Genomic DNA, 26,043 nt, shown 5'->3' with positions numbered 1-26,043 from the left:
AAATCGCTTCCGATTATGAAAAATATAGTGTGGCGACTGCTCCGCCACAACATCAGCACCGGACAGCTTGCCGGATATGCTCTCGCCAATTTCACCGGGCTGGCTATAGTCTTGACCGCACTACAGTTTTATCGCGATGTAACCTCGGTATGGGAGCAGGATGACTCATTCATGTCACGCGACTACACGGTCCTGTCCCACAAGGTCACAGGGCTCGGCACACTTACCGGCGGCGCCGGAGAAGGATTTTCCGACAAAGAGATTGACATGCTGCGCTCACAGCCATGGGTGAGGAGGGTCGGAGAGTTCACCGCCTCAGCCTACAATGTTTCGGCTTCCGTCGACATGGGAGGCAGAGGGATGTCCACGGCTCTATTCTTCGAGTCGATTCCCGACGAGTTCTTTGATGTGCGCCCGTCCGACTGGCATTTTGACCCGGAAAACCCTGAGATTCCAGTTATTCTCAGCAAAGACTACCTGTCGCTTTACAATTTCGGATTTGCCTCGTCGCGCGGACTGCCTCAACTGAGCGAGGCGATGATAGGGATGGTGCCGCTGCGCGTTTCAATCAGCGGCAACGGACGCCAGCAATGGTTTCCCGCGCGCATAGTAGGCTTCTCCTCACGGCTCAATACCATCGCCGTGCCACAGGATTTTATGGAATGGGCCAACGCCCGTTTCGGTGAAGATGTCCAAAAAGCGCCCTCTCGGCTTATAGTCGAACTGAGCCGCCCCGGCGACCCCGCCATAAAAGAGTATCTTGACACGTGTGGCTATGAGATGTCGGGCGACAATGCCGACAGCGGGAAAGCATCTTATTTCCTCACTATAGTGACAGGAGTGGTCGTCGCGGTAGGAGGCATCATAAGCCTGTTGTCATTTTTCATCCTGATGCTGAGCATATTCCTGCTTCTTCAGAAAAACCGCGATAAGCTGCACGACCTCATGCTGCTCGGCTACTCCCCTGCGGCGGTGTCACGCTATTACACCATAATTGTGGTGTCGCTCAACGTGGCTGTGCTGCTGCTTGCCATAGCGGCAATGCTAACAGGCAGGGCAATATGGCAAACCCCACTGTCACATCTCGGCATAGACCCTACATCACCTTGGACCACAATAATCATCGGGACAGCAATCATCGCCCTCATCACAGCCCTCAACCTTATCGCGATACGCCGCGCCATGCGCCGCTACTTCTGACACCACGCAACGCAGACATGGCGGACGGAACGCGGGCGAGCTTCCACTCGCCCCTACATTGCTTGTATTGGCAATCATCGCTCAACAGGCTGTAAATTACCGTAATGACGCACATCGCGTAGCTGCATGGGCAATCATCGCGCAACGGGCTGTAAATCACCGCAATAACACACATCGCGTAGCTGTATGGGCAATCATCGCGCAACAGGTTACAAATCACCGCAATGATACACATCGCGTAGCTGCATGGGCAATCATTACACAACAAACTGTAAATCACCGCAATAACACACATCGCGTAGATGCATGGGCAATCATTGCGCAACAGAATATAAATCACCGCAATGACACACATCGCGTAGCTGCATGGGCAATCATTCCGCAACAGACTGTAAATCACCGCAATGACACACATCGCGTAGCTGTAGGGGCGAGTGGAAGCTCGCCCGAAACACACGCATTGCGGACACGCAATGCTCCGCGTCAGAGGGTGCCTTTGGTGGAGGGGAGCGTGAAATGGAGCGGGTCGCGCTTCACTGCCTGACGTATGGCTCTCGCGAGCGCCTTGAATATGCCTTCTATCTTGTGGTGTTCATTCTCCCCCTCGGCACGTATAAAGAGGTTCATGCGCGCATTGTCGGAAAGCGACTTGAAGAAGTGGAGAAACATCTCTGTAGGCATGTCGCCGATTTTTTCACGGCGAAACTCAGCATCCCACACAAGCCACGGCCGACCGCCAAAATCTATCGCCACGGTACACAGGCAATCGTCCATCGGCAGGACAAATCCGTAGCGTTCAATCCCGCGCTTGTCGCCGAGCGCCTTGTTAAGAGCCTCGCCGAGCGCTATGGCGGTGTCCTCGATAGTGTGGTGTTCATCGACGTGCAGGTCGCCTTTCACTTTTATCGACATGTCCATGCCCGAATGGCGCGCTATCTGGTCAAGCATATGGTCAAAAAAGCCGATTCCCGTGGCTATGTCACCCTTGCCGCTGCCGTCAAGGTTGACCTCAATGTCAATCGAGGTCTCCGATGTGTGGCGGTGTACAGAAGCGCGCCGCTATCCACACCGGGCGTCCGTCACTCTCGTCACTTACCCTTCTGATTATCCATTCCGATCCCTCCGAATCCATCCCCTCTCCTGTGCCGGAAATGTGAGCCGTCTCCTGCCCACGCATAATAATCGAGTCAAGCCTGTCAGGTGTAATCACGCCGGAAGAGTGACGGCTGAGATTATTGTACACCTCGCGGTAATTATCAGCGACAGCCCTTATGCTGTCTCTGCGGTCAGGGTCATCAAGCCATGCGTTAGTGCTTATAACACCCTCTATGTCTATCCTGTCGCTACACACAAGGAGATGTATCAGCGACTGCTTGTCGTCGGGGTCAAATCCTCCGAGATCAGTCATGACAATAAGTCTTGACTTGTCGCCACTGCCGGCGAAAGCGAAACATGCCGGCAGCAGAATCATGAGAATCAGAGTGTGTATCTTATTCATATCTCAAGTCTTTTAATGTTACTGTTTTACCGATAAAATGATTCGCCGGTAACCTTTAAGACAGAATTTACCGTCGTCAGTCACCTCGCATATTATATGGATATTTCCGGGATTACAGTTGTCGGCGACAGTTATTGTGGCGGTACCGTCGCCGTTGTCGGCAAGTGCTACGCCACTATTGACATCGCCTGCCTCAGGCAGAATCCACCACTTTATGGAAAGCTTGTCGCCATCGGGGTCATAGGACTGTCGCGCATCAAGTGTGACCGACTTTCCCTTGCGGCACTTTACATCAACAGCCTTCAGACTTCGGTCTCCGTTTATTACAACCACCGGATTACGGTTTCCTTCCCCTGTCTCCGCCCACTCCATTCTTGCGGCGAAGTTGTCGAATGTCGCATCGTAAAAATATTTCTCATATTTTCCTGATATGGATTTTATTTCATGCGATGAATTGTTATAGCAGCAAGTTGTCTTATCATCGCTCTGCATCATTTTGAAATATCCGCCCCACCCGACTTGACTTGGTTGTTCCGGATTATTCAAACCGTTAGGAATCACATATAGAAACGAAGGCGTATCTCCTTCAACACCATACTTGTTTTTAGGATATGTTTTGCCCATGTGTCCCTTTCCTTGAATCAGTGAGGCATATTTGTCCCAATTGGAGGCACCAAGCGAATTTTGTGACAGCCATGCGCTTTCATCCCATATAAAGAAGAGACTCTTGCCGAATGTCTCTCTCATCCATTTGTGGGAACTCAGCTCATATTTGGTACGGTTTCCCCAGTCTACATCTTGATCGGTGATTGTATATAGTCGCAACTTTTCAAGCGCCAGGGCAAGAGTCTTTTCATCTTCGCTATTTTTAAGTTTCCACAACGACTGGGCTACAGTATTACCACCGCCCCATATCAGAATCCAGACAGGACGACTGTCACGCTCTTTAACGAGATTGATTATAAAGTCACTTCCGGGTGTATTGTTGTCAGCTCCAAGATGAGCAACGCCAAGATGCCGGCTCCCCTGAAATACGCGGCTTCGCAGATAGTCGGCACTCTGCCAATATCCTATCTCCTGTTTTCCGCCCTCTTTGTCAACTGATTTAAAACCGGTCTGTCCGGAACGCTTCATAAGATTAGGCAGATCCTTTTCGTATGCGTCAATGACTTCAAAAAGATGCTGTCGCCATTCATCGGGATAAGCGCCTCCGCTGCTGTTCCAGCCTGAGCATGTTATAATCGCCTCTATTTCAAAGAGGTCGGAATGAGACAAGAGCCTTACCATAGACTCTTTGTCATCAGGTTCGACATCAGCAGGCGCTATGTCTGTAAGGATTACCACTCGTGGCTTTTCTGCCGCCACTCCACCAACTGTACAAGAAAAAACAAGCAGGCTCATAACCAAAGCCCGGAAATAGATAGCGACCGGTTTCATACTTAGTGTTTTTTGATTTGGTATTGCTTATTTAAATATTATTTTGCAAATTTGAGCAAGAAATCACAAATAAACAACCCGAAATTCATGAAAGACATAGCGAATTCCGAGATTTTGGTGACATTTGACGAAAGTCGCGACAATTTCAAGCCTTACGGACTCACATGTGAGAAATGGGCACTACGACCTATGCGACAGTTTGACCGCCACAACGAAATCGAGATGAATTTTGTGCCGGAGGGTGATTTGTCATATAGTTTTCTTGACCGCCGGATAGTCATTCCCAAGGGCAGGCTTTCTATATTCTGGGGGCTGATGCCTCATCGCGTAGACGCCACCGGATCGGCATCGGAATATTATGTCGCCACTATACCTTTCTCAACATTCCTTGGATGGGAATTGCCTAAATGCTTTGTAAACGACATTCTTAATGGAGGAGTACTGATTGAGGAAGACACAGGTCTTTCATCTCTTGACATGACCTACTTCAAAAACTGGATAAATGACCTGTCAGACATTGGCGCCTCCAGGATTGTCATGCTGGAAATGAAAAGCCGGCTATTGAGATTTTCAGGCAATTATACAAAGAAAGAGCAACAACTCTGTGGAGCAATGACTGGAAAGATTGAACAGATGGCTCTGTTTATCGCTCAAAGCTATGCTTTGCCTCTGAAAGTTGAGGATATCGGGAGCATAGTCGGCCTTAACCCCGACTATGCCGGAAACATCTTTAAAAAAGCTTTCGGGCACACAATCAAAGAGCATATAATAATGGAGCGCATCACTCACGCCCAAAGACAGTTGCTTGTGTCCTCCGACCCCATCCTGCAGATTTCCTATGACTGCGGATTTAACTCGGTAAGCAGTTTTAATATCGCGTTCAAGCGCATCAACGGATGCACCCCACGCGAATACCGCAGACTAAAGTCAACAAAATAGCCTGCCCCCACAAGCGGGCGAGCTTCCACTCGCCCCTACATTGCCTGCATTGGTAATCATCGCGTAGCTACATGGGCAATCATTGCGCAACAGACTATAAATCACCGTAATGGCGCACATCGCGTAGCTGTAGGGGCGAGTGGAAGCTCGCCCGAAACACACGCATTGCGGACACGCAATCTATCCTCAAAGGGATGTCACATCATAATCCAAAACACACGCAACGCAGACACGCGCGGACGGAACGCGGGCGAGCTTCCACTCGCCCCTACATTGCTTGCATGGACAGCCATTGTTCAACAGACTGTAAATCACCGCAATGACGCACATCGCGTAGCTGTAGGGGCGAGTGAAAGCTCGCCCGAAATACACACATTGCGGACACGCAATCTATCCACCAAAAGGATGTCACATAATAATCCAAACCACACACGCAACACGGACACGGCGGACTGAACGCGGGCGAGCTTCCACTCGCCCCTACATTGCTTGTATTGGCAATCATCGCGTAGCTGCATGGGCAATCATTACGCAACAGACTGCAAATCACCGCAATGACGCACATCGCGTAGATGCATGGGTAATCATTGCACAACAGGCTACAAATCACCGCAATAGAACATATCGCGTAGCTGTAGGGGCGAGTGGAAGCTCGCCCGAAATACACGCTTTGCGGACACGCAATCCTCCGCGTCAGAGGGTGCCTTTGGTGGAGGGGAGCGTGAAATGGAGCGGGTCGCGCTTCACTGCCTGACGTATGGCTCTCGCGAGTGCCTTGAATATGCCTTCTATCTTGTGATGTTCATTCTCCCCCTCGGCACGTATAAAGAGGTTCATGCGCGCATTGTCGGAAAGCGACTTGAAGAAGTGGAGAAACATTTCTGTAGGCATGTCGCCGATTTTTTCACGGCGAAACTCAGCATCCCACACAAGCCACGGCCGACCGCCGAAATCTATAGCCACGGTACACAGGCAATCGTCCATCGGCAGGACAAATCCGTAGCGTTCAATCCCACGCTTGTCGCCGAGCGCCTTGTTAAGAGCCTCGCCGAGCGCGATGGCGGTGTCCTCGATAGTGTGGTGTTCATCAACGTGCAGGTCGCCTTTCACTTTTATCGACATGTCCATACCCGAATGGCGCGCTATCTGGTCAAGCATATGGTCAAAAAAGCCGATTCCCGTGGCTATGTCACCCTTGCCGCTGCCGTCAAGATTGACCTCAATGTCAATCGAGGTCTCCGATGTGTGGCGGTGGACAGAAGCACGCCGCGAGCCGCCTTGAAGCACCGGCACAATCTCGTCCCAGGAAGGGGTCACAATCTCCACTACATCCTCAAGCCCCTCAGCCTTTATCTCCTCAAGCAGCGCCGCGTCGGGTTCACGGAGCAAAATTGCCTTGGCGCCGAGATTGCGGGCAAGCATGGCGTCGGTAAGACGGTCGCCTATCACATAGCTGCCGGCGAGGTCGCGGCTGCCGTCAAGATATTTCCCGAGCAGCGCGGTTCCCGGCTTGCGAGTAGGCGCGTTTTCCTCGGGAAATGTACGGTCGATGATGATGTCGTCAAAATGCACCCCCTCGTTGGAAAATGCCTTCAGCATCTTTTCATGGGCCGGCAGAAATGTCTCCTCCGGAAAACTCTCCGTCCCGAGTCCGTCCTGATTGGTCACCATCACAAGCTCATAAGGAAGGCGTGTGGCGATAAAGTGCATGGCACGCAGCGCGCCCGGCATCAGTTCAAGTTTTTCAAGCGAGTCGACCTGATAGTCAACAGGCGGCTCCACGATAAGGGTGCCGTCGCGGTCGATGAAGAGTGTGCGTAGTCTGTCAGCCTCCATATTGCTTTATTTTTTCAAGTAAAAGAGAGTTTTCATCAGGATTGCCCACCGTGATGCGGAGCGAGCCGCCACATAGATTGACACGCGAGCGATTGCGCACAATCACGCCTTCCTTCTTCAGGTAATCATAAAGGCGGTCGGCGTCATCAACCTTGACAAGCAGAAAATTGGCATCGGAAGGACACACCTCCTTCACGACATTCAGTTTCAAAAGCTCTGCGGAAAGGGCTTTGCGCAGCTCGACAAGACGCGATGCAGTAATCCTGACATCATAGGCACCTTCAAGCACCCGCAATGCCTCGCGCTGCGTGAGAATATTGATATTGTAGGGATATTTCACCTTGTTAAACAGGTCGATTATGTCGCGCGACGCATATGCTATGCCGAGGCGCATCGCGGCTGCCGCCCACGCCTTGGAGAATGTCTGCATGACAATCATGCGCGGATATGCCGCAAGCCTTCCTGCCATAGAGCCGAGAGGCGAGAAGTCGACATAAGCCTCGTCAATCACGGTAATACCGTCAAACCGGCGCGCCACCTCTTCGAGCTTTTCTGGCGGAAATGCGTTGCCGGTAGGGTTGTTGGGCGAGCATATCCATATCACTTTCGTCGACTTGTCGGTCGCGGCAAGCAGCCGGTCCACGTCAAGTGAATAATCGGGATTGAGGTCGACAGGGCGATACTCGACATCATTTATGTCGGCACACACCTTGTACATGCCGTAGGTAGGGTCAATCGCAACCACGTTGTCAATGCCGGGACGGCAAAACACGCGGTAACACAGGTCGATACACTCGTCACTGCCCACACCGAGAAATATCATGTCGGAGGGAACACCGCGCAGTTCCGACAGTCTTGCCTTTACTTCAAGCTGCAGGGGGTCGGGATAGCGGTTGAGTCCGTCAATCAGTGAGTTTTCATTGGCGTCAAGCCATGCGCGCGCCTCACCCGTGTACTCGTTGCGGGCACATGTATATGGCGCGAGATTCAATATATTGGGGCGTACAAGCCTTTCAATAGTCCGGTCCATTACTTATCAATCAGTTTTTTAATTTTTCCATGCGCAGGGTCATTGCAAGCTTGTGGGCAAGCAGGTCTTCATTTTCCGCCATTACCTCGACCGCCCTTCCTATCGACGCGATGCCTTCAGGCGACAGCCGCTGAAAGGTGATGCGCTTTATGAAGCTCTCGACGTTGACCCCGCTGTAAGCCCGTGCATAGCCCGATGTGGGGAGGGTATGGTTGGTGCCCGACGCATAATCGCCCGCACTCTCCGGAGAGTATTCCCCGAGAAACACCGACCCGGCATTGACCACCTTAGACGCAAGCTCGTCGGCGGCTGCATGGTTTATGATGAGATGCTCCGGGGCATAGGTGTTGCTGAACGCAATCATCTCGTCATCGTCATGCATGAGTATTATGCGGCTGTGGGATAGCGAACGCTCCATCATCTCGCGTCGGGGAAGCCGGCCGAGCATCCCGTCAATCACGTCGGGAAGCTCACGGGCAAGTTCCGGAGAGGTGGTAAGCAGTATTGACTGGCTGTCGGGACCATGCTCCGCCTGCGACAGAAAATCGGCGGCGACAAACCTCGCGTCGGCGTTGCCGTCGGCTATGACAAGCACCTCCGACGGTCCCGCGGGCATATCGATGGCGACCCCGCGCCTCGTCGCCTGCTGCTTCGCCTCAGTGACATAGCGGTTGCCCGGACCGAATATCTTGTCGACACGCGGCACAGTCGACGACCCGCATGTCATCGCGGCTATAGCCTGCGCGCCTCCGGTCTTGAATATCCGGTCGACTCCGGCAAGGCGTGCGGCATACAGGATGGCGGGATGCACGGTGCCGTCACGGCGTGGCGGAGTGCATAATATCACCTCTCCACACCCCGCAATCCGCGCGGGGATGGCAAGCATCAACACTGTCGAGAAGAGCGGCGAGTTGCCGCCGGGTATATAAAGACCCGCACGCGAAATCGCCACGGGACGCTGCTCACACACTACTCCGGGCGCTGTCTCCACCTTTATGCTTCCGGGCTTCTGCGCCTCATGAAATGCGGCGATATTAGCCGCAGCGATGCCTATAGCCTCTTTCAGTTCCGCCCCTACGGCTGCCTCGGCTGCGTCAAGCTCTTGCGGAGTGACTTCAATAGCGCCTATCTCAGCTCCGGTAAACCGCAGTTCATAGTCACGGAGGGCATCGTCACCCCGGGAGGCGACATCGGCAATTATTTTGGCCACGGCGGCCGTCACCTCCGAAGCCTCTTCGGCAAGTGCCCTTACCGAGAGCTGCGCCCACTCTTCGGGCGAGGGATAATTGATGATATCCATAGGCTCAGAGTATCATTTTTTCGATGTCAAGGGCAAGGATGCCTTCTGCGCCCGCCGCTTTCAGCTTCCCGACGATTTCCCACAGCCGCTTTTCCTCAAGCACGGAGTGAACCGAACACCAGTCGGCATTGGCAAGCGGCAACACTGTAGGGCTTTTCATGCCGGGAAGTATACCTATTATCTCGTCAAGCTTCTCTTTCGGCACATTCATCAGTATATATTTCTTTCCTTCCGCCGCCTTGACCGCGTTGAACCGGAAGAGCAGCTCGTCGAGCGTAGCCTGCTTGGCATTGGAAAGGGACCTGTCGGCAGCCTTTATCAACACAGCCTGCGACTCGACCACATTCTCAACCTCCGCGAGGTTGTTGCTGACAAGAGTCGACCCGGAAGAGACGATGTCAAATATCGCATCGGCAAGCCCGATACCCGGAGCTATCTCCACCGAGCCGGTTATGACGTGAATGTCGGCTTTGATGGCGTTTTCTTTAAGAAAGCGGGAGAGGATCACCGGATAGGATGTCGCGATTTTTTTCCCGTTAAACCAGCTCAGACCATTATAGTCGATATGCTGCGGGATGGCAAGCGAGAGATGGCAGCGGCTGAATCCGAGTTCCCTGACTACCTCGACGGGTTTCTCCTTCTCCATAACCTCGTTGAGCCCTACGATACCTATGTCGGCAGTACCGTTTGCCACTGATTCCGGGATGTCGTCATCTCTTAGAAACAGAAGTTCGACCGGAAAATTTCGCGCGGGCACAAGCAGTGTGCGCTTCACGGCTGTAAGCTTGATTCCCGACTCGGAAAGAAGCTCCATTGTCTCGTCATACAGACGTCCCTTGGACTGGACCGCGATTCTCAATTTGTTATCCATATCAGTAAGTGCATTTAGTTATTGTTTCTTAAAAAAAATTGCCGGATTCCTCTATTAGGGGAAGCCGGCATCTATCGGTGGATTGTCAAGTTATGGACAGGCACGACATCAGGCTTCCTCAATTGCAGAGAAAGTGGTGGTGATGATGATGCTTGTAGACACTGATTCTTGACATTTTGTTTACCAAAATTGATTATACCGACAAAATTAATCCAAATTTTCCATAATTCCTAACATTTCGCAGGAAAATATGTTCAGTTGCTTACTCTTTCTTCTCAAACACCCCTGCCGCCGTCAGCGATTTTGATTATACACAAAAAAGCGTTATATTTGTAACAGTAAATCAACCTAATCATCATTTAACTGATAATCCTGACTTAATGAACCGACTCACATTACTGATGGCGTCTATGCTGTCACTATGCACCACAGTCATGGCTCACGGTGCGGAAACCATTAATTTTGACGAAAACTGGAAATTTGCTTTCGGCAACGCGGCCGACCCGGCAAAAGATTTCGGATGCGGCACAGAATATTTCAATTATCTCACCAAAGCCGCGTCAATCCACAACGAAGGTCCCTACTCCCCTAAATTTGACCCGGCAAAATGGGACAATGAGTGGAAAGAAGTCAACCTGCCCCACGACTGGGTGGTAGACCTCCCTTTCAGCCCCGACGCAAGCCACAGCCACGGCTACAAGACCGTAGGCTACAAATACCCGGAGACAAGCGTCGGGTGGTACCGCAAGGTATTTTCCCTACCCGCCGATGACCTCGGCCGGCATCTGTCGCTCCGTTTCGACGGCATATTCCGCGACGCGCGTGTATGGGTCAACGGATTCTACCTCGGCTCCGAGCCAAGCGGATATGCCTCTCAGGTCTATGACATATCGGAATACCTCAACTATGGCGGCGACAATGTGATCGCCGTCCGCGCCGACGCTTCTCTTGAAGAAGGCTGGTTTTACGAAGGCGCCGGCATATACAGGCACGTGTGGCTCGAAAAGACCGACCCGCTACATGTGGCGCCTTTCGGGACATTTGTCCATTCGTCGCTCGCCTATCCCTATGACACCGCCGAGGTGACTATCGAGACCACGGTCGACAACAAGGGAAACACCCCCGCATCCTATGAACTGCGCCACAGGCTCATCGCCCCCGACGGCTCGGTAGCGGCTACGGCATCGGCATCGGAGACAGGGCTGCTTGCAAAGGAGAGCCGTCGCTCAATAAGCGGCGTGACAGTATCGAAGCCGATGCTTTGGGACGTCGACTCGCCTCATCTCTACAAGCTTGTCACGGAAGTGGTGAAGGATGGCTCGGTCGTTGACTGCGACACAGTAGTCACCGGAATCCGTGATGCGCGGTTTGACCCCGACAAAGGATTTCTCCTCAACAACCGCCCGTTGAAGCTGAAAGGTGTAAACATGCACCAGGACCATGCCGGAGTGGGCGCGGCTATCCCTGACGCTCTGCAGGCATATCGACTGCGCGAACTGAAAAAATTCGGTGTCAATGCCTATCGTTCAAGCCATAATCCGATGACACCCGAAATGCTTGACGCCTGCGACAGCCTCGGCATTCTTGTGCTTGAAGAAAACCGTCTTTCAGGCATTAACGACGAGCATGTCAGGTTGCTGAAGCGCATGATCGAGCGCGACCGCAACCACCCGTCAATAATTGTGTGGAGCGTCGGCAACGAGGAGTGGGGAATCGAATGGAACGAGTTTGGCAACCGCATCTCGGAGTCAATGCGCGAGTATTGCCATCGCTTTGACCCGACGAGACCTATGTGTTTCGCGACAAGCGGCGGCCCGACAGTGGTTGTCCCCGCCGATGTGGCCGGCTACAACTACATCATGCAGAATCCTGTCGAGCAACATCGCCGCGACTACCCGTCGCGCATTGCGCTCGGCTCGGAGGAGACCACCGGCTGCGGCACTCGCGGCATATATTTCGATGACCGCGACAACGGCCGCATGGCGTCGCTCAACCGCAGCCCCAACGGCAGCGACAGCATACTCAACTGTATAGGTCGCGGATGGCGCTTCTACGCCGACCGCCCCTGGCTTGCCGGGCTGTTTTACTGGACCGGCTTTGACTATCGCGGAGAGCCCAACCCGCTCAAGTTTCCGGCTACAGGCTCCGAATTTGGCATCCTCGACTATTGCGGATTTCCCAAAGACGAAGCATTCTACCTGAAGTCGTGGTGGACCGACGAGCCGGTGCTGCACATCCTCCCCCACTGGAATCTCCACGGTCATGAAGGAGAGCCGGTGCAGATATGGGTCTACAGCAATATGGACGAGGTTGAGCTTGCAGTCAACGGCAAGAGCCTCGGGCGCAAGACAATGCCACGCAACGGTCATCTTGCATGGGACGCCGTGTATCAGCCCGGAAAAGTAACGGCGACAGGCTACAAAAACGGCAAAAAGGCGATGACGGCAAAGGTCGAGACCTCCGGCGCCCCGGCTAAAATCAATGCCGCCGCCGACCGACAGCTGATCAAGGCTGACAATCATGACGTGGCTGTGGTCAACATCACTCTTTCCGACAGCAAAAAGCGATTTGTCCCCGACGGTTGCGTCACTCTCGACCTTACAGTCGACGGCCCGGTAAGAATACTCGGTGTCGGCAACGGCGACCCCGCATGGCAGGATGCCGAACGTCCCGCCGACCCGATGTCGCGCACCTTCAAGGTAAAGACATTCAACGGCATGGCGCAGGTGATACTCCAGGCGGCCGGCAACGAGGCGGCGACAGCCACCCTCGCCGTTAGCTCCGAGGGGCTTCAGCCCGCGACTGTCAGCGTCGATGTGCGCTGACAGCCCGCATCTTTTTCTTTTCTTGCATGTCAGATAATTATATCGTAACTTTGCCTCGGTTTATTTTAACACATAAATAAAATGTCTACCTATACAGAAGACCAACGTAAAGTGACCACTCACCGCCTTATCGAGATGAAACAGCGCGGCGAGAAAATCGCGATGCTTACAGCCTACGACTATTCGATGGCTAAGCTTATCGACGAAGCAGGAATGGATGTGATACTCGTGGGCGATTCCGCCTCCAATGTGATGGCGGGAAACATCACCACTCTGCCGATGACTCTTGACCAGATGATATACCACGCCAAGTCAGTGGTGAAAGGCGTTAAACGCGCCCTTGTCGTGGTCGACCTCCCCTTTGGCAGCTACCAGGGCAACAGCAAGGAAGCTCTCGCTTCAGCTGTGCGCATAATGAAAGAGAGCCATGCCGAGGCGGTAAAGATGGAAGGCGGTTCCGAAATCCGCGAGTCGATTGAGCGTGTGCTCTGTGCAGGAATACCTGTCATGGGACACCTCGGACTGACACCGCAGTCAATCAACAAGTTTGGCACATATGCCGTCCGCGCCAAGGAAGAAGCCGAAGCCCGGAAACTGATTGAAGACGCCAAAATGCTCGAAGAGATAGGCTGTTTTGCGCTCGTGCTTGAAAAAATACCCGCAAAACTTGCTGCCGAAGTCGCCTCACAGGTCAGCATTCCCGTAATCGGCATCGGTGCCGGTGGCGGTGTCGACGGTCAGGTGCTCGTAATGCACGACATGCTCGGCATAAACAAAGGCTTCTCCCCAAGGTTCCTGCGTCGCTACGCCGACCTCTCCACCGTTATCAACGATGCAGTAGCCCACTATATCGACGACGTGAAGACCTGCGACTTCCCCAACGAGAAAGAACAATATTAACCACATACACATACCGCAGAGCATAGGGGCGAGCATCAACTCGCCCCTATCCCGTTTATATACACCACCACAACGCCCACCGCGCAGCTGTATATACCGCCAATAACACCCCGGTAATCACCGCAACGTCCACCGCGTAGCTGTATATACCACCAATAACACCCTATAAACAACCGCAACGATCTACCGCGTAGCTGTATATACCACCAAGAACACCCTGGTAAACAACCGCAACACCCCACCACGTAGCTGTATATATCATCACCAATAACACCCTGTAAACAACCGCAATGCCCCACCGCGTAGCTGTAGGGGCGACTGGAAGGTCGCCCGAAATACACGCATCGCAGACACACCGGACATAACGCAGGCGAGCTTCCACTCGCCCCTACACAGCCCGTATATACCATCACCGACAACACCCTATACATCACCGCAACGCCCCATCGCGTAGCTGTAGGGGCGACTGGAAGGTCGCCCGAAATACACGCATCGCGGACACGCCGGACGTAACGCGGGCGAGCTTCCACTCGCCCCTACACTGCATGTATATACCATCACCGACAACACCCTATACATCACCGCAACGCCTCACCGCGTAGCTGTAGGGGCGACTGGAAGGTCGCCCGAAATACACGCATTGCATATATGCAATCTATCCCGATAAGGGATAATCCATGTTTAGCCGTGGGTTGAGCGTAGCGATACCCACGGTAGCCGTAACCCCCAAAATATTGTTTCCGCAGGAATCATCACCGCGCCATCCATATGAGGATTCCTTACGGAAACCACGCGCACGGTGCATATTTTTCCGTGGGTATCACTGCGTTCAACCCACGGCTACAAGTAAGATCATCCCTTCCAGGGATGCACACCATGATCTGCACACACGCACTGCGGACACGCCGGACACAACGCGGGCGAGCTTCCACTCGCCCCTACACTGCATGTATATACCACCACCATAACACCCTATAAACCACCACAACGCTTCACCGCGTAGCTGTATATACCACCATAACACCCTGTAAACAATCGCAACGCTTCACCGCGTAGCTGTAGGGGCGACTGGAAGGTCGCCCGAAACACACGCATCGCAGACACGGCGGACGCAACGCGGGCGAGCTTCCACTCGCCCCTACACCGCATGTATATACCACCACCAATAACACCCCGTAATCACCACAACGCCCCGCCGCGTAGCTGTAGGGGCGACTGGGAGGTCGCCCGAAACACACGCGCATTGCGGACACGCCGGACGAAACGCGGGCGAGCTTCCACTCGCCCCTACACTGCATGCACCGACAACGCCCTATACATCACCGCAACGCCCCACCGCGTAGCTGTATATACCACCAATAACACCCTGTAAACAACCGGGATGCCTACCGCACAGCCTGTGTCGGGGCAACGCCATGCAAATTACTGCGCGGATGGCGGGGTATCGCTATCAGGCGATGCGCCGGCATCCGCGGCGGCATCTGACACGGTGACAGTCGCGATATCGGGCGTCTCCTTATCATCGGGGGTATCTTCAGGCGTGGCATATTCCGCGTCAATTTCATCGACATAGGTGCGGCTGTCGCGCTCAAGCCATTCCTCAAGCACATCGGTTATACAAAGCTTTTCGGTGCGCAGTCGCAGCTTGCGCTTTTTCAATGTGTCAGACGACAGTCCAAACAATATCGCGATGTCACGGTTAGTCACCTTCAGCAATATCATGCAACACAGCGCAAGATCATTTTGCCCCAGTGCCGGGTGTTCATCCTGCAACCGCGTAAGATATCCTTCGTAACACACATCGACCGCCTCGATGAGGCGTGCGGTCTCGTCGTTGGTAAGCGCCATGTCTTTATGCCTTTTAAGTTGCTCGGCATCGTCGTGACGACCTGTCGACATCACCTTGGCTATTACATCGGTCAGGGCAAGCAACCGGTGACGGCGACGTTCATCGGCGATGAGACGGCGGTTGCGCTCGTTCATCATCTTTAAGGTATTGTGAGTAAGCTCCGCCTTAGCCTCTTCGCGCTGCCTCTGCAGCTCCTTTATCCTCCGGCGATAGAGCAGCACCACTATCAAAGCTCCGAAACATATCACAAAAAGCCCGAGCACAATCAACACAAGGCGCTGATTTTTCATATATAGCCTGTCGCGCTCGATGATAGCCTGCGTGAGGTCATATTTTTTCTGCATCTTCATCACATTATCCTCCATCTCCTCCTTGTGGATGGAGTCAAGCATCGCGGCGTAATGCCTGTAATAGTCAATAGCCCTTTTATAATCTTTTTTACCCTCCGCCCATTTTATCATGGTGGCATCATACATTCCCCGCGTAACAAACGAGCTATCGCTCAATCCTTTCTTTGCATAATACGGTATAGAATCCCACATCCCCAATCCGGCAAGTATATTGCTTTTAAACTGATACAGAGAACATGAGTCAATATGAGAATCAAATAAATGGCAAGCATCTATTGACTTGTTTATATTGTTTAATGCGTAGCCATAATCGTTTTTTTGTTGTGCAGCGATTGCTATACAAGAATAAAAATGAGCTAAATATTTATTCCATTTTTTAGATATACAATATGATAATGCTTGCTGATAATATGCTAAAGCGACCTCATATCTGCTCTCGTATAAAGCATTTGTCCCTAAATTATCCAGAGAAGAAATTATATGCAAAGTATCACCGAGTTCATTTGCATATTTAATCGCTTCATTAAGATACAAATTACTTTCATTATAAGGCTTTTTATGATGAAGCATGTATCCTAAAAAATAATTTGAGTAATACTTCAATCTTAAATCATCAATACTTTTAGACTCTCTTTCTGCCTCACGAGCATACATTATAGCAAGAGAATCATTGCCCAATACATCATATATATCACTTGCCACTACATAGCACCAAGCCCGTTTATAAGAATCGTCATTTTTTGAATAATAGTTAATCGCGATTCTAATTAACGAATCATTTTCCGGAGTTATATGATTACGTGATTTTGCCTGAGACAATAATAATGCGTAGTAGGCACGTTCTTTTTTACCATATTTTTCAATCTCAGAAATAGATTCAAGTATTGATAGCGATTTTTCAGGTGATATAAACATCAAACTATCTGCAGCGGCTAATTTACTATCGCATGATTGCCTGTTACAGCTCAAAATAGAGATTATCAAAAGTGGGAAAATTAGTATAAATATCGTACGTGTCATTATTCCGGTAGAAATATTAGATTTTTTATAAAGTTACGACATATTATGGCGTTTTCCAAACGCATCTATTACTATAAAAAACCATTTGTCCCCGGTGTCAAAAAATCCACCTCCAACAAACATCTATATTCCAACAACTTACCTACATCTAATCTTATTCCCTTGTCCACCTTTTGTCCCCCATGTTTTCTTGTGCAGGGAGTATTCTCAAAGTAATTTTGCATTCGTAAGTTTAACGAAAATCACAGAATATTTTATGGTTAAAAACATTTTAATGACGGCAATTGTAAGTTTGATTGTTCTGAATAGTAAAGCAGAAGACATCGTAATATACAAGAAGGGATCTACCGAATTACCAAAGGACACCTCTGAAAAGCCGATTGATATTCATGTCGACGAGCCATCAAAGGAACTGTCACTTGTATTTAATAAAAGTATCGAAGTAAGGACAATTATTTCCGGACCCAAGGGCGTCATTTTTAATGACGACATCAACGGCAATAGTAACACTACCGTTAATATAAATCTCAGTGGCAGTGGAGAAGGTGATTACGATGTGCTCCTTATCGATAATTCCGGCAACGTGACCGACTCCTCATTTTATATCTCCGAAACCAATTATTAACCAATATTCACCATTTAATAAGATTTAGACATGGAAATATCCAGGAATCAAAAAATTTTATGTCTGATTGAAGGGATTATTATTTTAATCGGTATAAAGTATTTATTTGGAGCAATCGGCATAGAATGGGCAAATATGTCTTTTGAGAAGACCGTTTATAATGATGAAGTTACCTTAGTGGCAGCATGGATTCTTGATTTCATCATTTATGTGACAGGTTTTGCACTGATATTACGTGCTTCCAATGTCGGTTTTTGGTTCGGTTATGTCATTGACATCGCCATTACCATAGGCAGTGCCTGCACTATAGTCATCTATAATGATTTTACAGTGACATTATCGGTTAGCGCGATTATGCTTGGCATAATACTTGACATGTACCGAATATACAGCACATCAGGCTTCGATGATGGTCTTAGCTATCTATGGAGAAATAAGATTTATTAATGAGTACAACCTGACATTCAGCAGGATGGAGGCGCCGGGTCATAATTTAAATAAGATTGAGCCTTTTCGTGACCCGCGCAGCCGTCCTGCTGCTATTAAGTGCAGGAAACGATTTGTTGATTTTGCCGCGACAATAAGCAATATTCCAAATTTTATTGTAACTTTGTCAAATACGGCTTGCTTACATAAATGATTTTAATTTATAGCTTATGAATTAATGAAGACTTTAAGTTTATATTGTTGGGTAGAAGGAATCATTCCGGTTATTTTAATCGCGGCAAATCGATTATTTAATGAATCGGCGTGCAATGTGGTTTATTCAGTTTCAATGACGATGGCGATATTGATAGCCTTGTTTAGTTTTTCATTTCATCCCGGTGAAGAAGCAAGAAAAACGGTGAGACTGCAGGTGACTGTTATTTCAATAATTGCGGTAATAAATGTATTGTTAGCCATTTATTTCAAATACGTCGCATAGCCACAGGGATATATCGCCCTGTAAACCACCGCAATGCTCCGCCGCGTAGCTGTAGGGCGACTGGAAGGTCGCCCGAAACACACGCACTGCGAACTCGCCGGAAGTAACGCGGGCAAGCTTCCACTCGCCCCTACAATGCCGGTATATACCATCACCGATAACAACCTATACATCACCGCAATGCCCCACCGCGTAGCCTGTATCGACAACGCCCGAGGGACACAGAATCACGAGGATTTATCATAAAAATCATTATCTTCACAAAAGTTAACGCTTCAAATATCCAATATTGCTATGACTATTGACCGACGGCTAAAGAAAGCTGCGATTGTCGCCATTGAGTGTATATTATGCAGCGCATTTTACATGGTAGTGTATAATTTCCTTTCCGAAAGAATATTACATGTCACCAAGCCTCCATTCTTACTTTTTCTGAATGGTGTGGCGCTATTTTTCTTCTTTTTGGGGATAGATAAGCTGTATCGTCGCTTCTCGCGACATAAAAAGGCAAGACACGGGCGTAAGTGAGAGGCTTCCACTCGCCCCTACACTGCATGTATATACCATCACCGACAACGCCCTATATATCACCGCAACGCCCCACCGCGTAGCTGTATATACCACCAATAACACCCTGTAATCACCACAACGCTTCACCGCGTAGCTGTAGGGGCGACTGGAAGGTCGCCCGAAATACACGCATTGCAGACACGCCGGACGTAACGCGGGCGAGCTTCCACTCGCCCCTACACTGCATGTATATACCATCACCGACAACATCCTGTAATCACCGCAACGGCCACCGCACAGCTGGATATACCATCATCGACAACGCCCTACACATCCCCGCAATGCTCCATCGCGTAGCTGTAGGGGCGACTGGAAGGTCGCCCGAAATACATGCATCGCGGACACGCCGGACGTAACGCGGGCGAGTTTCCACTCGCCCCTACACTGCTTGTATATACCACCAACAACACCCTGGCAATCACCACAACGCTCCACCGCGTAGCTCTGTATATACCACCAATAACACCCTGTAAACAACCGCGATACTCCACCGCGTAGCTGTAGGGGCGACTGGAAGGTCGCCCGAAACACACGCATTGCGGATATGCAATCTATCCCGATAAGGGATAATCCGTGTTTAGCCGTGGGTTGAGCGTAGCGATACCCACGGTAGCCACAACCCCAAAATATTGTTTCCGCAGGAATAATCTCCTCGCCATCCATATGAGGATTCCTTACGGAAACCACGCGCACGGTGCATATTTTTCCGTGGGTATCACTGCGTTCAACCCACGGCTACAAGTAAGATAATCCCTTCCTGGGATGCACGCCATGATCTGCACACACGCACTGCAGACACGGCGAACGCAACGCGGGCGAGCTTCCGCTCGCCCCTACACTGCATGTACCGATAACACCCTGGCAATCACCACAACGCTTCACCGCGTAGCTGTAGGGGCGACTGGAAGGTCGCCCGAAATACACACATCGCGGACACGGCGTGCGTAACGCGGGCGAGCTTCCACTCGCCCCTACACTGCCTGCACCGATAACGCACTGCAAATCATCTCAATATCCCTGCACTGCCTGTATCGGCAACACACTGTAATGTCCCTACACTACCTGTATCGATAAATCACCATGTGGAGGGCGGGGTGACGGGGACAAGGGCTGCGGCGACCGCATTGCGGAGCACGGCGGCATTGTTATGGACGGGGTCGTGGGAGCCATAGAGCAGAGTGACTTTACTGTGTCCGGAAAGCGTGTGTACAAAATTGGTGAAGTCGGGATTGGCATGCAGTTCTGCCGAGTAGCGTGTCACAAATTCATCCCATCGGCGATCGGGATCCTGATGATACCACTCGCGTAGCTCCGTTGACGGGGCAAGCTCTTTTTCCCACAGGTCGTAATGGAGAGTGGCGTGGCTCATGCCGCGGGGCCATAGCCGGTCGACGAGCACACGGTAGCCGTCGGTTGGCGACGCAGGCTCATAGGCGCGTTTCAATACTATCTCTGTCATAATCGTTCATGTTATTTCAAGCTACAACATACCGGCGCGACTAAAGTTTCATCATTTCCCGCCCGATGACATTTTATTAAGGTTATTCACCATTTAATATCAGGCATATTAGCGGTTGTTTGCAAAACTTTGACTACTTTTGCAGTCGCTTACACCAGAAGCTATAAGAAAGTATTTTTAGACACCAATTTTATTATATTTCATAATTATGAAATCAGCAAAATTCATTCTTGCGCTGGGTGTTGCTTGCGGCATCTCCATTTCGGCTTCAGCCGAGGAGCATCTCAAGAGCCTCAACCCCGCCTATTTCGACAACACTACCCCTGCGGCGACCGACTTCTACAAGCATGTCAACAAGGGGTGGCAGGAAGCTCACCCGCTCACTGCCGAACACGCCCGCTACGGCAACTTTGACACCCTCAACGACTCTTCGGAAGTAAGGGTGAAAAACATCGTCCTCAACCTCGGAAAGACCAATCCCGAACCCGGGTCGGTAGCGTTTAAGGTGTGGACCGTCTACTCTCAGGCTATGGACTCTGTGCGCCGCAACGCAGAGGGAGCAAAACCGATTCTTGCCGACCTGAAGAAAATCGAGACCACTCCCCACGAAGGAATGGAAGACCTTTTCCTCTGGATGCACGGCAACTATGCAAGCCCGTTTTTCGGAGCAGGCCCGATGGAAGACCTCGCCAACAGCACTGTCTACGCGATGTATGTCAGCGGCGGCGGCATGGGACTCGGTGACCGCGACTACTATCTTCTCAACGACAAGCGCAACAAGGAAGTGCGCGAGGCTTATCAGAAGCTTATCGTAAAGCAGATGCAAAACGCCGGCTACTCCAAGAAAGACGCGTCGCGCATAATGAAAAACGTAATGAAAATCGAGACCGCACTTGCTGACTCGGCATGGACACGCGAGCAGAGCCGCAACATCCCGGCTATGTATAATCCCCGCTCTTTCGCCCAGCTCAAGGAGATGTATCCCAACGTGAACTGGGACCGCTTCTTCATCGAGACCATGGGCATAGAGTCGCCCGAGTCGGTAATCGTCACCGAACTCAGCTCTGTGGCTCAGGCAAACAATCTCATGGGCTCGCTCACCGACCGCGAGATCAAGGATTACTACCTCTGGAAATATGTGGCTCAGGCCGCATCAAAGCTTTCCGACAAGTTCACCGACGCTTCATTTGAATTCAGCAAGGTGATGAGCGGAGTGCAGCAGCAGCGCCCGCGCTGGAAACGCGCTCTCGGAGCTACCGAAGGCGCCCTCGGCGAGGCTGTCGGTCAGCTCTATGTCGAGGAGTATTTCCCCGAGTCGTCAAAGCAATACATGATAGGACTGGTTGAAAACCTCCGCACCGCGCTCGGCAAGCACATCATCAACCTCCCCTGGATGAGCGACGACACAAAGCTTAACGCCATCAAGAAGCTCAACGCATTTACCGTGAAAATCGGTTATCCTGACAAGTGGAAAGACTACTCTTCAATGAACATAGACCCCGCCCTCTCCTACTACGAGAACATGCACAATGTCTCTATGTGGCATCAGGCGGAAGAATATGCAAAATGGGGCAAGCCCGTTGACCGCACGGAATGGGGCATGACTCCGCAGACCGTCAACGCTTACTACAATCCCCTCGCCAATGAAATCGTGTTCCCCGCAGGCATCCTTCAGGCTCCGTTCTACGATGCAGAGGCAAGCGATGCTGAAAACTACGGCGGTATCGGCGTGGTAATCGGTCATGAGATGACCCACGGATTTGACGACCAGGGATGTAACTTCGATGCCGACGGCAATATGGTAAACTGGTGGACTCCCGAAGACAAGGAAGCCTTCGACAAGATGGCTAAGGGTCTCGTCGCTCAGTTTGACGAAGTGGAAGTGCTCCCGGGACTTCACGCCAACGGTCAGTACACCCTCGGTGAAAACATCGCCGACCAGGGCGGTCTACGCGTGTCACGCACTGCATTCCTCGACTCACAGAAGAAGAAAGGCGTCGACATCACAGCCGACTCGGCAAAGATTGACGGATTTGACCCGATGCAGGTGTTCTACCTCAACTACGCCAATATCTGGGCAGGCAACATCCGCCCCGAGGAAATACGCTCTCTCACCACAGGCGACGTTCACTCTCTCGGTGAAAACCGCGTAAACGTGACCTTGCGCAACATCACCCCCTTCTTCGAGGCATTCGGCATCAAGGAAGGCGACAAGATGTACCGCCCCGCCTCTGAGCAGGTAGTAATCTGGTAACATCCGGCACCCGTATACATCACGAGGGGTTGCGCAATAGCGCAGCCCCTCTTTCGTTTCAGTAAAATAACGACGCATGCAGGCAATGCTGATGCGCAGCAATTTACATGACATTGTTGATACAAGCAGTGTAGGGGCGAGTGGAAGCTCGCCCGCGTTACATCCGCCGTGTCCGCAATGTGTGTGTTTCGGGCGCCCTCCCGGTCGCCCCTACAGCTACGCGGTGGAGCATTGCTGAGGTTTACAGGGTATTGTGATGGTTTACAGCAAATTAACAACAGACGCCCACACAGGCAGTGTAGGGGCGAGTGGAAGCTCGCCCGCGTTACGTCCGCCGTGTCTGCAATGCGTGTATTGCGGGCGACCTTCCAGTCGCCCCTACAGCTACGCGGTGGAGCGTTGCGGGGATGTATAGGGCGTTGTGATGTTTACAACAAATTATCAACAGACACACACAGGCAATGTAGGGGCGAGTGGAAGCTCGCCCGCGTTACGTCCGCCGTGTCTGCAATGCATGTATTGCGGGCGACCTTCCAGTCGCCCCTACAGCTACGCGGTGGAGCATTACTGAGGTTTACAGGGTATTATGATGTTTACAACAAATTATCAACAGACACCCACACATGCAGTGTAGGGGCGAGTGGAAGCTCGCCCGCGTTACGTCCGCCATGTCCGCGATGCGTGTATTGCGGGCGACCTTCCAGTCGCCCCTACAGCTACGCGGTGGAGCATCGCGGTGATTTATACTACGATGGTTATTTTCTGCCGAAATCGGCGGGGATTTCTCCCCATTGCTCTGTTTTCCATTTTATTATGCGGTTGGCATAGCTATTATTATTGAGCCACGCCTCGGCGCGTTTCACGAGCGACAACAGTTTCTGATTTTCGGGTGTAGGCGCAAGCGTTGTTTTCGCCTTACGGTTGCGCACCCATGCTTGTGCCGTCACCGAATCGCTGTATATGGGCATTGTCCACCCCTGCTGCTTGCAGAGCGCGAGAGCGTGTACAAGCGCGAGAAATTCACCTATATTGTTGGTGCCATGTTCAACAGGTCCGAAATGAAAAAGCTCCGCACCTGTCGCCACATCCACACCCCTGTATTCCATCCTTCCGGGATTGCCCGCACAGGCGGCGTCAACGGCGATCGCATCCTTGCATATCTCAGGAAACGCATCATAATTGACCACAGGCGCAGCGTGGCGCGCGATTGCCCGGAGCGCATACATCTCCTCCTTGTCATCGCCGCGGAAAGCTCTCGTAGCCTCTTCCTGCGTAGGAAACGACTTAAATCGTGCGCCGGGATAATTCTTTATCTGGTCCTCACACTCCTCCCAGGAATCATAGATGCCGGGAGCATGACCCACCCACACCACATAAAATTTTCTTGTCCCCATAGGTCAGCAACAGTTTAACAACAGGTTTATGTCCATGTGACGCAGACCGGCAAGCTTGGCGATGCGGCGGTTGACCGCTTTGCCCATGAAAGTAATGACAGCGTTTCTCACCTCAGGAATCAGCCTCACGGAATCGGTAGCCGACTCGCAGTCGGCAATGCGCCTCATAAGCGGCAGAAGGGTATTGCTGAGCGCCATTGCAGCGGTGCGGGGCACAGAGTTGCCTATCCCCGTATAGCACACCCGCGACTGCATAGTGCGGGAAGCCGCGTCAGCCACATCGACAATCTCCAGCGACGGAAACATAGGTGCCGAATCATAATTCAAGTCCATTACTATGACCCCCTTTTTCATGACGTCGACAAGCTCGCTGCCTATCGTATAGCGCGGAGCTACTTCGGTTGCAATCACTATGTCGGCGCTACGCAGGGCGTTTTCAAGCACGTGGGGGTGTATGGCTGAAGTGACTGTTCCGGGACAAGCGTGCTGCCCCGCCTCACGCAGGCGATAGATGTCATTGTCAAGCATCCTCACCGTCGCGCCAAGCCCGGAAGCCGACATAGCCGCCGCACGAGCGGCAATGCCCGACCCGATGATGGTGACCTCGCAGGGGATGATGCCGGCGACTCCGCCAAGCAGGATGCCCTTGCCGTGAGCGGGCTGCGCAAGCAGCGATGAACAGAGCGCTATCGCGGCTCGACCGTCGATTTCAGCAAGTATGTCGGCAAAGGGGGTATGACCCGACTTGTCCGTGATCCTGTCGATGGCTATTGCCGTTACGTGACGTCGCAGCATCTCCTTTATTGCGGCTTCTTCCTGACAGGTGTCGTTGAGCAGTGTAAGCAGCAACGCACCGCGCTTCATACGCCTCGCGTCGGCACTCCCGACAGGAGGAAGATAAATCACTATGTCGCAGGCAAGCGCCGACTCACGCGAGACAACCTCGGCTCCGGCACGCATATACTGCATGTCGCTGTAATGAATAGGCTCCGAGGCTCCCTCTTCGATTCTCACCGCGAAACCTGCGTCAACAAGCAGCGCCGCCCCCTCGGGGGTAAGCGGGAAACGCCGTTCCATGACCGAGTCACTTGCCGGCAACCCGATTGTGAGCCTTCGGCGCGCGTCGGCGGTCAAAGTCTCCTGAGGCTGCACCACTCCGTGTAAATCTTTGTCAATCATATTTCGCCGCACCCTATGTTAAGTTGGTCAAGAAATCGCCGCGCAGTATCGGTCTTCTCGCTCTCCGAGTCAAGAAGATCGCTTTTAAACACCACCTTTGCCTTGGAATAATGAACCATACGCCCGGCAAGCGCCTCCGTTATGAAGTCGCGCAGCTCATCGTCGCTCTTGTCAGCTATAAGCGGGCGCTTGTGTCGACCGCGCTTCAGCCTCTCAAAAAGCTTCCCTACCGATGTGTCGAGGTATACCGTGACACCGTGGTCATTCATCCACTCCATATTGTCGTAAAAGCATGGTGTGCCGCCGCCGCAAGCCACTATCACATCTTCAAACTGACCCACCTCATGCAACATCGAGCGTTCAAGCTGCCGGAATCCATCCTCGCCGCGCTCGGCAAAAATCTCTTTAACCGTAGCGTGAAAACGCCCTTCGATATAAGAGTCAAGGTCAATAAAGCTACGACCGCTCATCGACGAGGCTACACGTCCCAATGTCGATTTACCACAGCCCATATAGCCGATAAGAAAAACAGGTTGCATAAATAGTGGCATTTTCAGTTTACGCAAAAATAACTAATTTTTA

At 51.7% G+C, this 26,043-nt stretch carries 19 protein-coding genes and 1 pseudogene; 8 read left to right on the top strand and 12 right to left on the bottom strand.

Annotated elements, in window-relative coordinates; translation table 11 throughout:
* Window positions 1-15 precede the first annotated feature (15 nt).
* The gene (locus tag E4T81_RS08775; protein ID WP_135043611.1) at window positions 16-1,200 is read left to right on the top strand and encodes an ABC transporter permease; all 1,185 of its coding nucleotides are present in this window, start codon (window positions 16-18) and stop codon (window positions 1,198-1,200) included.
* 483 nt (window positions 1,201-1,683) lie between these two features.
* Here E4T81_RS08775 and hisB (E4T81_RS08770) read toward each other — a convergent pair.
* The 3 genes and pseudogenes from hisB (E4T81_RS08770) to E4T81_RS08760 form a co-directional block, all read right to left on the bottom strand.
* Window positions 1,684-2,259 (bottom strand): annotated as a pseudogene (hisB, locus tag E4T81_RS08770) (imidazoleglycerol-phosphate dehydratase HisB); the annotation flags it as partial.
* Complete coding sequence (locus tag E4T81_RS15900; RefSeq protein WP_371683042.1) at window positions 2,216-2,608, bottom strand: nucleoside hydrolase-like domain-containing protein; 393 nt, start codon at window positions 2,606-2,608, stop codon at window positions 2,216-2,218. The pseudogene hisB (E4T81_RS08770) and the gene E4T81_RS15900, both read right to left, overlap by 44 nt.
* A 108-nt stretch (window positions 2,609-2,716) precedes the next feature.
* A complete protein-coding gene (locus E4T81_RS08760; RefSeq protein WP_135043602.1) occupies window positions 2,717-4,135 on the bottom strand; it encodes a nucleoside hydrolase-like domain-containing protein in 1,419 nt (472 codons plus the stop codon).
* Window positions 4,136-4,222: 87 nt separating this feature from the next.
* On the opposite strand from E4T81_RS08760, the gene E4T81_RS08755 reads away from it, so the two are divergent.
* Window positions 4,223-5,074, top strand: a complete 852-nt coding sequence (locus tag E4T81_RS08755) for a helix-turn-helix domain-containing protein (RefSeq protein ID WP_135043599.1) — start codon at window positions 4,223-4,225, stop codon at window positions 5,072-5,074.
* A 693-nt stretch (window positions 5,075-5,767) separates the two neighbouring features.
* On the opposite strand, the gene hisB (E4T81_RS08750) is transcribed toward E4T81_RS08755, so the two are convergent.
* Genes hisB (E4T81_RS08750) through hisG form a run of 4 tightly spaced genes read right to left on the bottom strand, consistent with a single transcriptional unit; the run spans window position 5,768 to window position 10,111 of the window.
* Window positions 5,768-6,910 (bottom strand): bifunctional histidinol-phosphatase/imidazoleglycerol-phosphate dehydratase HisB, encoded by a 1,143-nt coding sequence (hisB, locus tag E4T81_RS08750; protein ID WP_135043597.1) that lies wholly within the window; start codon window positions 6,908-6,910, stop codon window positions 5,768-5,770.
* Complete coding sequence (gene hisC, locus E4T81_RS08745; RefSeq protein ID WP_135043595.1) at window positions 6,900-7,940, bottom strand: histidinol-phosphate transaminase; 1,041 nt, start codon at window positions 7,938-7,940, stop codon at window positions 6,900-6,902. Before hisC ends, hisB (E4T81_RS08750) begins: the two co-directional genes overlap by 11 nt.
* A 10-nt stretch (window positions 7,941-7,950) precedes the next feature.
* Window positions 7,951-9,240, bottom strand: a complete 1,290-nt coding sequence (gene hisD, locus E4T81_RS08740; protein ID WP_135043592.1) for a histidinol dehydrogenase — start codon at window positions 9,238-9,240, stop codon at window positions 7,951-7,953.
* Between the two features lie 4 nt (window positions 9,241-9,244).
* A complete protein-coding gene (hisG, locus tag E4T81_RS08735) occupies window positions 9,245-10,111 on the bottom strand; it encodes an ATP phosphoribosyltransferase (RefSeq protein ID WP_135043589.1) in 867 nt (288 codons plus the stop codon).
* A gap of 410 nt (window positions 10,112-10,521) precedes the next feature.
* Between hisG and galA the strand changes: the two genes are divergently transcribed.
* Together galA and panB are read left to right on the top strand one after the other, a co-directional pair.
* Window positions 10,522-12,936 carry a beta-galactosidase GalA gene (gene galA, locus E4T81_RS08730; protein ID WP_371683041.1) on the top strand — a complete coding sequence of 805 codons (2,415 nt, stop codon included), beginning with the start codon at window positions 10,522-10,524 and terminating at the stop codon, window positions 12,934-12,936.
* A gap of 81 nt (window positions 12,937-13,017) precedes the next feature.
* A complete protein-coding gene (gene panB / locus E4T81_RS08725) occupies window positions 13,018-13,836 on the top strand; it encodes a 3-methyl-2-oxobutanoate hydroxymethyltransferase (RefSeq protein ID WP_135043583.1) in 819 nt (272 codons plus the stop codon).
* 1,422 nt (window positions 13,837-15,258) lie between these two features.
* Here the strand turns inward: panB and E4T81_RS08720 are convergent.
* A complete protein-coding gene (locus E4T81_RS08720) occupies window positions 15,259-16,227 on the bottom strand; it encodes a LapA family protein (protein WP_209308171.1) in 969 nt (322 codons plus the stop codon).
* Between the two features lie 1,102 nt (window positions 16,228-17,329).
* Between E4T81_RS08720 and E4T81_RS08715 the strand changes: the two genes are divergently transcribed.
* From E4T81_RS08715 to E4T81_RS08705, 3 genes are all read left to right on the top strand, one after another.
* Window positions 17,330-17,680: a hypothetical protein gene (locus E4T81_RS08715; RefSeq protein WP_135043577.1), complete on the top strand. Its 351-nt coding sequence runs from the start codon at window positions 17,330-17,332 to the stop codon at window positions 17,678-17,680.
* 135 nt (window positions 17,681-17,815) lie between these two features.
* Entirely contained in the window at window positions 17,816-18,127 is a 312-nt protein-coding gene (locus E4T81_RS08710) for a hypothetical protein (RefSeq protein ID WP_135043574.1), read from the top strand.
* Window positions 18,128-18,638: 511 nt separating this feature from the next.
* Entirely contained in the window at window positions 18,639-18,851 is a 213-nt protein-coding gene (locus E4T81_RS08705; protein WP_135043569.1) for a hypothetical protein, read from the top strand.
* Between the two features lie 1,399 nt (window positions 18,852-20,250).
* Here the strand turns inward: E4T81_RS08705 and E4T81_RS08700 are convergent.
* On the bottom strand, window positions 20,251-20,634 hold the full coding sequence (locus tag E4T81_RS08700) for a DUF488 domain-containing protein (RefSeq protein WP_135043566.1): 384 nt from the start codon (window positions 20,632-20,634) through the stop codon (window positions 20,251-20,253).
* Window positions 20,635-20,842: 208 nt separating this feature from the next.
* Between E4T81_RS08700 and E4T81_RS08695 the strand changes: the two genes are divergently transcribed.
* Window positions 20,843-22,888 carry a M13 family metallopeptidase gene (locus E4T81_RS08695; protein ID WP_135043563.1) on the top strand — a complete coding sequence of 682 codons (2,046 nt, stop codon included), beginning with the start codon at window positions 20,843-20,845 and terminating at the stop codon, window positions 22,886-22,888.
* Window positions 22,889-23,643: 755 nt separating this feature from the next.
* On the opposite strand, the gene E4T81_RS08690 is transcribed toward E4T81_RS08695, so the two are convergent.
* From E4T81_RS08690 to E4T81_RS08680, 3 genes are read right to left on the bottom strand one after another with little or no spacing between them, the layout of a single operon-like run.
* Complete coding sequence (locus tag E4T81_RS08690) at window positions 23,644-24,282, bottom strand: viroplasmin family protein (protein ID WP_135043560.1); 639 nt, start codon at window positions 24,280-24,282, stop codon at window positions 23,644-23,646.
* Window positions 24,283-24,285: 3 nt separating this feature from the next.
* The gene (locus E4T81_RS08685) at window positions 24,286-25,461 is read right to left on the bottom strand and encodes a hypothetical protein (RefSeq protein ID WP_135043557.1); all 1,176 of its coding nucleotides are present in this window, start codon (window positions 25,459-25,461) and stop codon (window positions 24,286-24,288) included.
* Window positions 25,458-26,000, bottom strand: coding sequence for a shikimate kinase (locus E4T81_RS08680; protein WP_135043554.1), 543 nt, complete (start codon window positions 25,998-26,000; stop codon window positions 25,458-25,460). Before E4T81_RS08680 ends, E4T81_RS08685 begins: the two co-directional genes overlap by 4 nt.
* Window positions 26,001-26,043: the final 43 nt, after the last annotated feature.

The organism is Barnesiella sp. WM24 (assembly GCF_004570975.1).
GTDB lineage: Bacteria > Bacteroidota > Bacteroidia > Bacteroidales > Muribaculaceae > Muribaculum.
This window is presented reverse-complemented; position numbering and strand designations above follow the sequence as displayed.

Coding starts and splice junctions, on each gene's coding strand:
- E4T81_RS08710 (WP_135043574.1), top strand. CDS start 17,816: ATGTCTTTTGAGAAGACCGTTTATAATGATGAAGTTACCTTAGTGGCA.
- E4T81_RS08720 (WP_209308171.1), bottom strand. CDS start 16,227: ATGTGGGATTCTATACCGTATTATGCAAAGAAAGGATTGAGCGATAGC.
- E4T81_RS15900 (WP_371683042.1), bottom strand. CDS start 2,608: ATGACTGATCTCGGAGGATTTGACCCCGACGACAAGCAGTCGCTGATA.
- hisC (WP_135043595.1), bottom strand. CDS start 7,940: ATGGACCGGACTATTGAAAGGCTTGTACGCCCCAATATATTGAATCTC.
- E4T81_RS08690 (WP_135043560.1), bottom strand. CDS start 24,282: ATGGGGACAAGAAAATTTTATGTGGTGTGGGTGGGTCATGCTCCCGGC.
- galA (WP_371683041.1), top strand. CDS start 10,522: ATGCTGTCACTATGCACCACAGTCATGGCTCACGGTGCGGAAACCATT.
- panB (WP_135043583.1), top strand. CDS start 13,018: ATGTCTACCTATACAGAAGACCAACGTAAAGTGACCACTCACCGCCTT.
- E4T81_RS08695 (WP_135043563.1), top strand. CDS start 20,843: ATGAAATCAGCAAAATTCATTCTTGCGCTGGGTGTTGCTTGCGGCATC.
- E4T81_RS08715 (WP_135043577.1), top strand. CDS start 17,330: ATGACGGCAATTGTAAGTTTGATTGTTCTGAATAGTAAAGCAGAAGAC.
- hisB (WP_135043597.1), bottom strand. CDS start 6,910: ATGGAGGCTGACAGACTACGCACACTCTTCATCGACCGCGACGGCACC.
- hisG (WP_135043589.1), bottom strand. CDS start 10,111: ATGGATAACAAATTGAGAATCGCGGTCCAGTCCAAGGGACGTCTGTAT.
- E4T81_RS08680 (WP_135043554.1), bottom strand. CDS start 26,000: ATGCAACCTGTTTTTCTTATCGGCTATATGGGCTGTGGTAAATCGACA.
- E4T81_RS08700 (WP_135043566.1), bottom strand. CDS start 20,634: ATGACAGAGATAGTATTGAAACGCGCCTATGAGCCTGCGTCGCCAACC.
- hisD (WP_135043592.1), bottom strand. CDS start 9,240: ATGGATATCATCAATTATCCCTCGCCCGAAGAGTGGGCGCAGCTCTCG.
- E4T81_RS08775 (WP_135043611.1), top strand. CDS start 16: ATGAAAAATATAGTGTGGCGACTGCTCCGCCACAACATCAGCACCGGA.
- E4T81_RS08760 (WP_135043602.1), bottom strand. CDS start 4,135: ATGAAACCGGTCGCTATCTATTTCCGGGCTTTGGTTATGAGCCTGCTT.
- E4T81_RS08685 (WP_135043557.1), bottom strand. CDS start 25,461: ATGATTGACAAAGATTTACACGGAGTGGTGCAGCCTCAGGAGACTTTG.
- E4T81_RS08755 (WP_135043599.1), top strand. CDS start 4,223: ATGAAAGACATAGCGAATTCCGAGATTTTGGTGACATTTGACGAAAGT.
- E4T81_RS08705 (WP_135043569.1), top strand. CDS start 18,639: ATGCTCCGCCGCGTAGCTGTAGGGCGACTGGAAGGTCGCCCGAAACAC.